Origin of the sequence: Allobosea massiliensis (assembly GCF_042655245.1) — a bacterium.
Lineage (GTDB): Bacteria > Pseudomonadota > Alphaproteobacteria > Rhizobiales > Beijerinckiaceae > Allobosea > Allobosea massiliensis.
On the sequence record NZ_JBHSLU010000082.1, the window covers coordinates 140152 to 151309 of the forward strand.

10 protein-coding genes are annotated in these 11158 nt (G+C 62.3%); 4 read left to right on the top strand and 6 right to left on the bottom strand.

Features of this window, described 5'->3' with window-relative positions; translation table 11 throughout:
• Positions 1-3 precede the first annotated feature (3 nt).
• Genes pqqB through pqqE form a run of 4 tightly spaced genes read left to right on the top strand, consistent with a single transcriptional unit; the run spans position 4 to position 2970 of the window.
• Entirely contained in the window at positions 4-888 is an 885-nt protein-coding gene (gene pqqB, locus ACFPN9_RS22905) for a pyrroloquinoline quinone biosynthesis protein PqqB (protein ID WP_066722432.1), read from the top strand.
• Entirely contained in the window at positions 885-1613 is a 729-nt protein-coding gene (pqqC, locus tag ACFPN9_RS22910; protein WP_066722429.1) for a pyrroloquinoline-quinone synthase PqqC, read from the top strand. Before pqqB ends, pqqC begins: the two co-directional genes overlap by 4 nt.
• Positions 1610-1882 (top strand): pyrroloquinoline quinone biosynthesis peptide chaperone PqqD, encoded by a 273-nt coding sequence (pqqD, locus tag ACFPN9_RS22915; protein ID WP_066722426.1) that lies wholly within the window; start codon positions 1610-1612, stop codon positions 1880-1882. Before pqqC ends, pqqD begins: the two co-directional genes overlap by 4 nt.
• Entirely contained in the window at positions 1879-2970 is a 1092-nt protein-coding gene (gene pqqE, locus ACFPN9_RS22920; RefSeq protein ID WP_066722424.1) for a pyrroloquinoline quinone biosynthesis protein PqqE, read from the top strand. The genes pqqD and pqqE overlap by 4 nt, the downstream gene beginning before the upstream one ends.
• Positions 2971-3297: 327 nt before the next feature.
• Here the strand turns inward: pqqE and qatD are convergent, their stop codons facing one another.
• From qatD to ACFPN9_RS22950, 6 genes are read right to left on the bottom strand one after another with little or no spacing between them, the layout of a single operon-like run.
• On the bottom strand, positions 3298-4050 hold the full coding sequence (gene qatD, locus ACFPN9_RS22925; protein ID WP_377817659.1) for a Qat anti-phage system TatD family nuclease QatD: 753 nt from the start codon (positions 4048-4050) through the stop codon (positions 3298-3300).
• Between the two features lie 8 nt (positions 4051-4058).
• The gene (gene qatC / locus ACFPN9_RS22930; RefSeq protein WP_377817660.1) at positions 4059-5408 is read right to left on the bottom strand and encodes a Qat anti-phage system QueC-like protein QatC; all 1350 of its coding nucleotides are present in this window, start codon (positions 5406-5408) and stop codon (positions 4059-4061) included.
• Positions 5405-6289 carry a Qat anti-phage system associated protein QatB gene (qatB, locus tag ACFPN9_RS22935; protein ID WP_377817661.1) on the bottom strand — a complete coding sequence of 295 codons (885 nt, stop codon included), beginning with the start codon at positions 6287-6289 and terminating at the stop codon, positions 5405-5407. Before qatB ends, qatC begins: the two co-directional genes overlap by 4 nt.
• Positions 6289-8247, bottom strand: a complete 1959-nt coding sequence (gene qatA / locus ACFPN9_RS22940; RefSeq protein ID WP_377817662.1) for a Qat anti-phage system ATPase QatA — start codon at positions 8245-8247, stop codon at positions 6289-6291. Before qatA ends, qatB begins: the two co-directional genes overlap by 1 nt.
• 27 nt (positions 8248-8274) lie before the next feature.
• Positions 8275-10026, bottom strand: coding sequence for an ATP-binding protein (locus ACFPN9_RS22945; protein WP_377817663.1), 1752 nt, complete (start codon positions 10024-10026; stop codon positions 8275-8277).
• Entirely contained in the window at positions 10023-11060 is a 1038-nt protein-coding gene (locus ACFPN9_RS22950) for an SIR2 family protein (protein WP_377817664.1), read from the bottom strand. The genes ACFPN9_RS22945 and ACFPN9_RS22950 overlap by 4 nt, the downstream gene beginning before the upstream one ends.
• Between the last annotated feature and the right edge of the window lie 98 nt (positions 11061-11158).

Sequence of the window (11158 nt, forward strand, 5' to 3'; positions counted from 1 at the left end):
TCGATGAAGGCCGTCGTCCTCGGTTCCGCTGCGGGCGGCGGCTTTCCACAATGGAACTGCCGCTGCGCCAATTGTTCTTTGGCCTGGGCCGGTGACCCGCGTGCGTCCTGGCGGACGCAATCCTCGCTCGCTCTCGTGGAGCGCGACGAGGCTATCCTCGTCAACGCCTCCCCCGACATCGGCCAGCAGTTGCGCGCCACGCCGGCTCTCTGGCCGCAATCCGCGCGGCACTCCCCGATCGCCAAGGTTGTCCTGACCAGCGCGGAGATCGATCACGTCGCCGGGCTGTTGTCGCTGCGCGAGCGCCATGCCTTTCAGATTTGGGCGCTGGACCCTGTCCGAGCCGCCATCGCGGATAATCCGATGCTGCAGCCTCTGCAGGCGGACTGGGCCGCGCTCCGCGCCGATGCCCCGATCCCGGCTGGAGACGAGACCGAAATGACGCTGTTTCCGGTGCCCGGCAAGGCGCCGCTCTATCTCGAGACACCCGAGCCTGAGACCGGCAGCGAGGACGGCGAAACGGCCGGTCTGGTGGTGAGCCGACGCGGGACGCGCCTCCTCTACATCCCAGGCTGTGCGACTCTGAGCGACGGGGTGCGCGTTCAGGCCGAGCGGGCGGACATCGTCCTGTTCGACGGCACGCTCTTCGAGGACGACGAGATGATCAGGTCTGGGCTGGGCGAAAAGACCGGTCGCCGGATGGGGCACATGCCGATGACCGGTCCGGGCGGCTCGCTCGACTGGCTCGCAGCGCTCCCGGCGTCGCGCAAAATCTACACCCACATCAACAACACCAACCCGGTTCTCATCGAGGGCTCGCGCGAGCGCAGGCTCGTCGAGAGCGCCGGCGTCGAGATCGCCCGGGATGGCATGGAGATCCCTCTGTGAGCCTGCTTTCACCTGACGCCTTTCTGGACAGGCTCCGCGATGTCGGCGCACGGCGCTATCACGACCGGCATCCGTTCCATCAGCGTCTTCATTCCGGACGCTGCACCAGGGGCGAGGTGCAGGCCTGGGCGCTGAACCGCTACGCCTATCAGGCCGCGATCCCCCGCAAGGACGCCACGCTCATCGCCCGCCTGGACGATCCCGCTCTGCGGCGGGCCTGGCGCCAGCGCCTCGTCGACCATGACGGTGGGGCCGATGGCGAGGGCGGCATCGAGCGCTGGCTGCGCCTCTGCGAAAGTCTGGGATTTGCGCGCGCGGACGTCGTCGCGTTCAGGGGCGTTCTGCCGGCGACGCGGTTCGCGGTCGGCGCCTATGTCGAATTCGTCCGTGAGCGTCCGCTGCTCGAGGCAGTGGCGTCGTCGCTGACCGAACTCTTCTCGCCGCAGGTGATCAAGACGCGCGTCGCGGGCATGCTCGCCCATTACGACTTCGTCAGCGCCGAAAGCCTGAGCTACTTCACGGCCCGCCCCGAGCAGGCATCGCGCGATGTCGAGAGCGCACTCGCTTACGTCACGGCCCACGCCACCACACCGGCCGATCAGGAGGCGGTGGTCGCTGCCCTCGAATTCAAATGCGACGTGCTCTGGGCGATGCTTGATGCGCTCGACCATGCCTATGGCGAGCCGGGGCAGATTCCGCCCGGCGCATTCGAGCCTGAATCGTGACCGACACCGGATCGAAGCCCCGGCTGGCGGCGGGTGTGCGCATCCGGGAGGATCGCGTCCGCGGCGGGCATAATATGCTGGCGCCCGAGCATGTGCTGCGGATCAACGCATCGACGGCTGCGATCCTGGCGTTGTGCGATGGACAGCGCTCGCTGCCTGCGATCGTCGATCACCTCGCGCGCGACTATGCCGCCGACCGGACCCGGATCGAACGCGACGTCACCGCGCTGCTCGGCGATCTCGCCTCCCGAGGTCTGATCGACCCATGAGCGCCCCGGCCCCCTTCGCACTGCTGGCCGAGCTGACGCATCGCTGCCCGCTGGCCTGCCCCTACTGCTCCAATCCCCTGGAGCTCGATCGCAAGGCCGACGAACTGGCGACCGCCGACTGGATCCGCGTCTTCGAGGAGGCGTCCGACCTCGGCGTCCTGCAGCTTCATCTCTCCGGCGGCGAGCCTGCAGCGCGCCAGGATCTCACCGAGCTCGTCGCGGCCGCTGCGCGGCATGGGCTGTACTCGAACCTGATCACCTCCGGCATCGGGCTTGATCGCGATCGGCTGGCTGCGCTGGCCCAGGCCGGGCTCGACCATGTCCAGCTCTCGATCCAGGACACCGACGCAGGCAACGCCGACCGGATCGCCGGCTTGGCCGGCTCGCACCGGCGCAAGAGCGCCTTCGCGTCCATGGTCACCGAGGTTGGCTTGCCGCTGACGATCAACGCCGTTCTGCATCGCGGCAACCTGGCCCGCATGGCGGCCATGGTCGACGAGGCGATCGGCCTGGGCGCGCGGCGGATCGAGCTGGCACACACGCAGTATTACGGTTGGGCCGCCCGCAATCGCGAGGCCCTGATGCCGGAGCTGACGGACGCTGTAGCGGCGAGCGCGACGGTGGCCGATCTTCGCGAGCGCACGGCCGGACGGATCACCATCGACTACGTCCCGCCCGACCATTTCGCGCGCTATCCCAAGCCCTGCATGAACGGCTGGGGCCGCCAGTCCCTGAACGTGACGCCGCGCGGGCTGGTTTTGCCCTGCCATGCCGCGCAGACGATCCCCGGCCTCTCGTTCTGGAACGTGCGCGATCGCTCCCTTGCGGAGATCTGGCGGGATTCGCCGGCCTTCAATGCGTTCCGCGGCACGGACTGGATGCGCGAGCCGTGCCGGAGCTGCGAGCGCCGCGAGATCGACTTCGGCGGCTGCCGCTGCCAGGCGATGGCGCTGACCGGAGATCCCCGCAACACGGATCCGGTCTGCGTCCTCTCTCCGCTCCACGATCGCGTCGAGCACCTGACGACCGTCCCCCGCGTCGATGCCTACATCATGCGAGAACGACCCGCCAAGGCTTCGACGCGCTAGCGCCAGGGCCCTGGCCCATGCTGCAGCAGCGTTCTGAGGCGATAGCTCCCCAAAACCGGAAACGGGCTTCCGCGCCGCGCCGATGCCTGCCAGCCAAAGCCCCCTCGCGGCGCCTCGCGAACCCTGCGCCGATTGTGACGGAGGCCGTGCCAGCCGAGCTGCGCGATGAATTCCGCGAAGGTCATGAAAAGCCGAAACCCGAGTGATCTCAAGGGTTTCTGAAATGGCGCGCCGCGCCGGGCGAAGACGAGAACTATGTCTACGCTATAGCCCTCTAAAGCCGTCCAAATGGGTCGCGATCGACTGCCCACGCAAGTCACCAGCTCGTTAGACCTTATCTGCAAGAAGGACTTTCAGATTCCGAATGATCGTGGTGGACATGTCGGTCAGGGGTATTTCATGTAGGCGTGCTAGGCCATCAATTGCGACCCGAACATCGCTCGGCCAAGTGACGCGGCCATCGGTTTGGGTAAACGGTCCGTCCGTCTCCGTCAAAATTCGATCCAGAGGCAGCATCTTGGTTATTGCCATGCGCTTTTCATTGGCGAGCATTTCCGCGTTCACAGAAAAGTAGCAACCGAGATCGACCGCCCTCTTGGCTTCCGCTGCGGTGCCGGTGAACCAGTGAAGCACAACACGGCCACGGGGCGGCGGCATATGTTGCTCGATCATATCGAGCACGGCCTTGGTCGCTCGAACGCTATGGGTCGTGACGATCTTGTTCCCCGCCGCCGCGCAGAGCGTCAGCACGCGAGCGAAAACCTCCTTCTGTGTCTCAAACGATTTGTAGAACCGCGGGCCGGCGTCCAGCCCGACCTCGCCCACATAGCGGGTCTGCGGCAGCAATTCCTCCCATAACCCGATCTCATGGGCGCGGTCGGCGACCAGTTGAGGATGCAGACCGAGAGCCGCCCGAACATGACGGGTGGCGGACGCCAGTTTGTGGTTCCGCGGCCAAGCCTTGGGCGTCGTGGTTACGGTAAGAGTAGACACGCCATCGCGCTCGCAACGCTCCACCGCGGCCGCGTGGTCGGGGTAGAGATCAAGGTGGCAATGAAAATCGACGAGACCCGATTGCATGGGACCTCTTAAGACGGTGCGGCGCGAACGCCAGTCAGCAAGCGCCCAACCTCCTCCAATCCGCGGCGATAGACATCGGCCAGATCATCGTGGCGGGAGGGATCATCAAAGAGCGGCCCCGGCTTGTGGATGAGGGCCTTGGCGAGTTCCGGTCGCTTCGATAGCCGCGCGATCGCGATCTGGAAGGATCGGACCTGCTGACCTTCGGCCTGCTTGGTGTCCAATGTGGCAGCCTTCAGGTCGGGCACGCCGTAAACTGTCGAATCCTTGCCTCGAAGAGAGGCCCGCCGGATGAGACACGGCAGGCAGTATCCGCAGTGCCCCTGGGGCTTCTTGGTCCAGCGCCCCTTCGTCGGTGACGAACATGATAGAGACAGCGGGGCGAGCTGCTTCAATAGGGCCGGATTGGCACATTGGGCGACCATCTCCCCCTTGGTCTTGTCCCAATAGGGATTCTCGACCTTCCCCGCGACGCCAAGCGCCCGGAGTAAATCGTTCCAGCGGGCCATGTAGAAAGGATGCGTCGTCCGGGTGCTAAGCGCGCCGAGCCGAAGTCGATCAAGCGGCACATTGAGCGCGATTAAGCCGTTCTCCGGAACCTTGAGCACGAAGTCGCGGCCGAGCGCGGTGCCGGCGGCAACGCCCAAGGAGGAGAATAGGAACGAGCGGCCGCGCGTGGTGTCCTCCGATCCGACATCCTCGACCAGTCCGCTATCGAAGTTCATCCACACGCGCAACCGATCGAAGGCGGATGATTTGTAAGCGGCTTTCAAACCGTCGAAGCACTGCTCCTGCGACTTGCTCACCAGCCCTTCGCCGGCATGGCTGACAAGGAGCGGCGTCTCGCCTGCATTCAGGCTGTCGATCGCGCCGATCAAACTGTCCAAACCACCGGAGAACAGGCTCACGCCATCGAACGGGGTGGGAAGAAGGGTGGGCGCGGCAGGAGAAACTAGCTTCGCATAACCCTTCGTCCGTTTGCGGAAGCCTACATCCCATCTGTCGCCGGTCAGGAAATTCAAGGCGCGGACCAAGATGGGTGCGGCGGCCGTCCATCGCGCCGGATCGCTCACGGGGATGACCAGCCGAATCTCGCGCGTCCAGGCGTCCTGCGATTCGGTCGAGCGGGAGATGCGGGTATCCGCAGCATGAATATGGGCAGCGACAACCAGTATGTCCGCGCCGATCTCGCTCGGTGTCAGATGCAAAGCTTTGAGGTCGGCCAAGGCATGGCCGATCCCATGATCGAGACGCTTGCCCGCCACCAACTGCAAGGTCGATGCGACCTCGTCGCGCGCCTTGGGGACGCGGGTCTTATCGTCCGGCCCGAAACGGCCGATGATGACATGGCGCCTCATTTCGCTGCCTCCCCATCGCCCATCGTCTGCAATACGTCGAAGGCGGATTGATAGACGTTGGTCACGAAGCCCATCACCGCATCAGGGGTCAGCGACTGGATGTTGACACCCGCGGCGTTGATCGCGTCGCTGACCCCACGCTGGATGAAATCACGCAGTTGCGCCTGAACCCTCTCGGCCGCGCGCGGATCGGCGGGCAAGGTCACGACCTTGGTGCCGATGTCGTTGCAGATGCGCGCCTCGATCGCGTGCGTCGCATATAGTTCGAAGACGGTCTGGATCTGGCCCGGTGTCAGCGCGTCGATATCAGTAATGCCGGCGCCAGCGAGATCCGCGATCGTCTCGACAAAGGCGTCTCGCGCGATCCCCTCGTCGATCGACCCGCCTTCGGGGCAGATGTAATCGGCAAGCCCTGCGAACACCTCCTCGATCGGCCTCCCGGCGAGGCTTTCGAGGTTGAGCGTTCGCAGCGCCTCTCGAACGCCATTCGCGCTGGCGTCATTGAGAAACCGGACGAGCCCAGCGCCCGCGCCCCGCGAAGAGCCCATGCGCTGCGCGGCCTGACGTGCGCCGCCCGCCGATTTAGACACATATTGCGAGACAGCGCGGCCGAGGCTCCGACGGTCGCTTCCGCCCGAACTTGCGAAGCGCGTGAAATTGTTTCGGGCCGATGTGAACCGATCCGATGCCCCGGCCGGCGCGGTCGGCCGCGGCGCCGGTGCTGGAGGAACTGCTGGAGGTGATCCATCAGGCGATGGCGGCTGTGCCCCGTTGCCATCACCCGCGCCCACACCAGCCCCGCTGTCACCGTCGCCCTGCAACCAACTAGGGATCAACGGTGTGCCACCACCTGCACCTCCATAAGCGTTCGACGTTCCCATCAGCGCCCGCCTTTCCGAGTGCGAAGCGCGGCGCTGGCCGTCGTCTTCAGGAAGGAAGATTGTGACTTGGACCATCCCTGAAGTAGCTTCTCGAAGCGCGCCACGGCGTCAGAGTCCTTGATGATTCCCTCCCAGCCCGACGCGGGCCAAGGCCCGCACCGATCGGTCGGCAAGGCTTCGAGTAGGTCGAGAAGGTTGGCTTGCAATGTCGGATGGGCGCGAACCAGCACGGCAAGCCCGTCAATGCCGGGAGGTGCCGTATCGAAGGCGTCGCCCCCCATGACGCGCCCTCGCAGCTCTTCAAAGACCTGCGCGGCTTCCGCCGGAACGAGCTGCTTGAGTTCGCCTTCGAACGCCTGGACGGCAAGTTTCGGGCCGAGCAGTTTCTGAACCACAGCGGCGAGACGTCCGAGGACGGAGGCCGCGCCGAAATAGTCCTTTCGATCCTTGGTCACGAACAGATAGGGGCGCAGATCGACTTCGGCCAAGGCCGGTGACAGCCGCGCCCAGGCCCGTATCGCATCGGCCGCCTTCCACTCCGTCAGGATGGCGCTGTCCTTCGAGTCCGGCACGGTGGTCGGCTTGGCGTCATCGATTGAACTGATCTTCGGCCCGGTCCGCTTCGCCTTGGCGGCTGGCTTCTCCTCCGACGCGGCGGCTTCAAGCGCCGTCAAATCCACGCAGCGGCCGTCCGGATCGCGGGCAGCGGCGCTGGCGATCTGGTCGAACAATCTGGACAGGAACCGTTCGGCCAGCATGAGCTTCGCCAGGACCGGCAGTTTTACTTCATCTCCGAAACCGCGTGCGAGCGCGGTCTGATGGCGCAGCAGCAAGGTGTTCAGGAAGCGTTTGATCTGCCGAGGATTGCCCTGGGTCCCGCTGGCCAGGATTGGACCGATCTGATCGCTCAAGGTGAGCGCGTTCTGGACCTGGCCGGCCTTGTCACCCAAGGCGGTCTTGACCGTCTGCGCGTCGAGCCCAGCAGTCTTCCAAGGCCGTTTGAGCAATTCGCGCGCAACAGTGATGAGCGCCGAGTAAGCGGGATCATTCTCGCCCAGTTCGGCGCCGATGAGCAACAGGGTGACGTAGATGCGGGTTTCGGTCTCGCCTAAAGCCGGGATCCTGAATGGGATCTGGATCAGCTTTTCGAGATAGTTGCGCGCATAGTCGCGCGGGCCCGTCGTGTCCGGCAGCTCGGGGAAATGTTTCCGCACGGAATATTCGATCATCGCTTCATCGGCCGCGACGATGAACGCGGTGCGGGCGGTGAAGACGAACAGCCGTACGGCTTCGAGCGTTTCGATCGCGGTGTCCGGCAGGCAGCGGTCGAGATCGTCGATGAGGACGATCAGTTGTTTGATGCCCGCCTGCTTGAGCAGGTCGTCAAAAGCCTTCCGGAACGCCTCGATCTCTTCCGGTACATTTTTCGACTCTCCCGGTTTCAGAAGGCCCTGCACACCGTCAATAGCCTTGTCGTAGTTCTCCTTCGTGGCGAGTTTCGAGGGATCAGAGAAAATCCCCTTCAAGGTACCGACCACCGCGCCGATCTGATCGGCCGTGGGGATGCCTGTGAACGCGGTGAACGCGAGACCACCCCCGTGCCGCGCAATCTTTAGCCAATCGATCCTTCGGAAGATATCTTTGACGGCTATGCCCGCCTGGGTCAGCAACGGCCGTTTCTCGATAAGGCCGGTGACGATGCCCTCGATCAGCGCGATCTTGGCGTCTTCGAATCCTTGAAAGCGCCATCCGTTGAATTTGATGCAGAGCACGTCCTCATCAGAACTGAGGCCGCTCTCAATCATCTCCAAGATACTTGACTTGCCTGCGCCCCAGTCGCCGTGAACGCCGATCGTTACGGCGCGCTCGGGCTTTTCACGCAGCAGCTCGATGATGGTCTTCGCGATCGCCTCATTGTTGAGGAGATCGATTTTTGTCTCGTTGTCGGTGAGAATCATTGCCCCTCCAACTGATACCAGCGAGCGTTAGCCACCATTGCGCGATTGTCCCCGCAGGCACTCGATAGCCGACGCGATGGCAGCATCATCTGGCTTGGCTGATCCCCATTCCTTCCAGAAATCTCGCGTTGCGCTATCCGGTGGCACTTTGGGCATGTCGAGCTTGATCCGCGTAGGCAGCAGAACCGCGTCACCCAATAACAGCGCCTCACCCGTATCAAGCAACGGCAAGATGCTCGTTAGCCCCGAAAGCGAATCCGGCATCAGGCGCTTGATGACGCCCTGATCAGTTTCGTTCGTAAGACGCAGAGCCAAGAAATTATTGCACTGGCTTAGGATCGTTCGGCTGACATCAGAGGGACGCTGGCTGACGACAAGCAGGGAGAAGCCATATTTGCGGCCCTCCTTGGCGATCCGCTCGAATGATCCAAGAGCCTGCCGTTGGACCGCATCGGCGTCATCGCGAACCGGAAGATAGAGGTGCGCCTCGTCGCACAGCAGAGTAACCGGCGTCCGTGTTTTGCCATTCATCCAGAACTGAACATCATAAAGTAACCTCGCCAGCGTCCCCGTCACCACAGGAAGCACGTCGGCGGGAACTTCAGAGAAGTCGATAACCTTGATGCCAGTGTCATCGCCAGATTGCAGCAGCTTCAGCACCTGTGCTGCTAGCCAATCGTATTTCATCGCCGCCGGCGGCGGTGCAAACATGAAACCATAGCGACGATCGTCTAGCTTAGCTTCCAAACGCGACAGGAAACGAGTCAGCTTATCTTCCCATTCGCCCTTTACGGGACCAGTCTTTCCCACTCCCTTTGTCGTGTTGTCGGTGTTCAGAAGTCCGACCAACTGCTTCACGTCGTAGGGAATCGGTGAATCGACCGTGTATGTTTTCTTGATATCGGCCTTGCCTTCGGCATCCAGCGTCTGTCCTTTCAGAGAACGGACATGCAGTGTAAATCTTGACGCCTGATTGGGTGCGTTCTGATCACTCCGATCAAGGATCATCGACAACATTTCATCACGGTTAAGCAGCCAGTAGGGCAGGAACAGCGTGTCGTCCCCCGGATTTTCCAGATCGCCGGGACCAGCAACACGAAAGCGCGTTGCAAATCCTCCATTCGCTTTGTCCGCTAGGGGTGCATATTCGCCGTGCATGTCGAACACGATGATGTTCGGAAACTTCAGCTTGGCGGCCCGTTCGAGGATCAGTGCAACGGCCCAGCTTTTGCCCGATCCGGTGCTACCGAGGATCGCTGCGTGCCGTTGGAAGAACTTGTCGCCACTGGCGATCGCATCGGCCGTGCGATCCGCAACGAACGTGCCGAGCTTGAGCCTTTCATCGGGAGAGAAACCGGCTCCGAGAATGCCCATGAAGCGCTGGAGATTGCCGCCTTCGATGACGAAGCAGTCCCTATCGATTTGCGGAAAGCTATCCGCACCGCGCTTGAAGGTATTCCTACGATCACCCTCCACGGTTCTAAATGTACCGATCAAGACGCCCTGAATCAGATCGGTAGGGACCGCCGCCAGAAGCGCTCCATCGGCGTCTTCATCATCCGGGCCTGGCAGTTCTTCTCTGATGCTGCGGGTGACGCGCTCGGTCATGGCAATAAGGTATTCGCGCTCTGTCGCACCGCGAATGGCGACAAGCTGCCCGATACCAATCCGCGTGAGCAGAACGGAGTTGGTTACGTCGATCGCCACTCGGCTCGTATCAACTGACGCGACGCGCCCGATTTTGTCTTCATCAGCAAACTGGAGAGCGGCTTCAGTCATGGTTCAAGCACCTCGGCAACAAATGAGCCTAGATCCCACAGGTCCAGACCGGGAAAGAAAGTCTCGGTGCCGGCGACAAAAACGCCGGAACCTGAGGCGCCACCTTGTTCGGCGCGCTGAATGGCGATGACATTGCGGCACTCATTGACGAGCTTTACTGCGTTGTCTGAAAGCCCGTAGGTCAGCAGGAGCGTGGGCACGCCACTGCGAATCCGGGGTGTGAGATGCGTCTCCAGATGATCGTCGTTGAAGCCGTAGCCGATCACCAGAAACCGACTGGCACGATCAATTGCTGAATTTGCCCGTTCACGATGACGGTCGAACGGGCTTTCGTAACCATTACGGAATTTGTTCAATCCGGGCGTGATGATGAGCCGCGGGAGATCGAGGTCGCCGGAATAGCGAACGGGTCTCCCCTCACGGTGATACCAATCGAGACTACCGTGCGGCTTAAATACGTTGGCTCGCGGACGATAGCGGTATTGGACACGCCCGGCCTTCAGCGTGACTTCCCTGCAAAAACTCAAACGGCTTTCCTGCTCGTTTAACTCGCCTGCGAAATAACCGACGAACAACGTATCGACGCCGAGGCCCGCTTCCTCCACGGCGACCTCGACCAGTCGATCATAGTTTGTCGTAACAATTGGAAGCCCGGTCTGCGGTTTCAGCAATTGCTTGACCAGCCGGGTGAAACGCAACGTTCGTGTCCGTGAGAAAACATCGGCAACGATTTGGCGCTCCCGCATAGCTATCAACTCGGCAGTGCGCGCAACGATCGCGGCCTCCAATCCTGGCGTCGGAGGCGCTTCCAGCAGAGCCGCTTCGAGGCCCTTTGCCGGCAGGAGCAGTGAAATCGCGCCCCATCGATCTATGTCCGCAGCCGCCAACCCGGTTGTCACCGTTGCGTCGAGATGAGTTGCCAACTCTCCCATGCCCGGAAGACCTTCAGCGCATGACAGACCGGAGCCAACGATCGTGACCAGCCCATCTGTCAGATGCTGTTGCAACAGCAGTTTAAGGTCGTGGATATCCAAGCGTTTCCTCGCGCAGTCTTTTCGAAGACCGATTCAGTCAATATGCCTGAAGATCAACCACCAATCGATACCGACTATACACTACAGCATAATAAAAA

Bases quoted from the DNA above. Each gene is read 5' to 3' on its own strand.
- pqqB (WP_066722432.1), top strand. From the start codon at position 4: ATGAAGGCCGTCGTCCTCGGTTCCGCTGCGGGCGGCGGCTTTCCACAA.
- pqqE (WP_066722424.1), top strand. From the start codon at position 1,879: ATGAGCGCCCCGGCCCCCTTCGCACTGCTGGCCGAGCTGACGCATCGC.
- qatD (WP_377817659.1), bottom strand. From the start codon at position 4,050: ATGCAATCGGGTCTCGTCGATTTTCATTGCCACCTTGATCTCTACCCC.
- qatC (WP_377817660.1), bottom strand. From the start codon at position 5,408: ATGAGGCGCCATGTCATCATCGGCCGTTTCGGGCCGGACGATAAGACC.
- qatB (WP_377817661.1), bottom strand. From the start codon at position 6,289: ATGGGAACGTCGAACGCTTATGGAGGTGCAGGTGGTGGCACACCGTTG.
- qatA (WP_377817662.1), bottom strand. From the start codon at position 8,247: ATGATTCTCACCGACAACGAGACAAAAATCGATCTCCTCAACAATGAG.
- ACFPN9_RS22945 (WP_377817663.1), bottom strand. From the start codon at position 10,026: ATGACTGAAGCCGCTCTCCAGTTTGCTGATGAAGACAAAATCGGGCGC.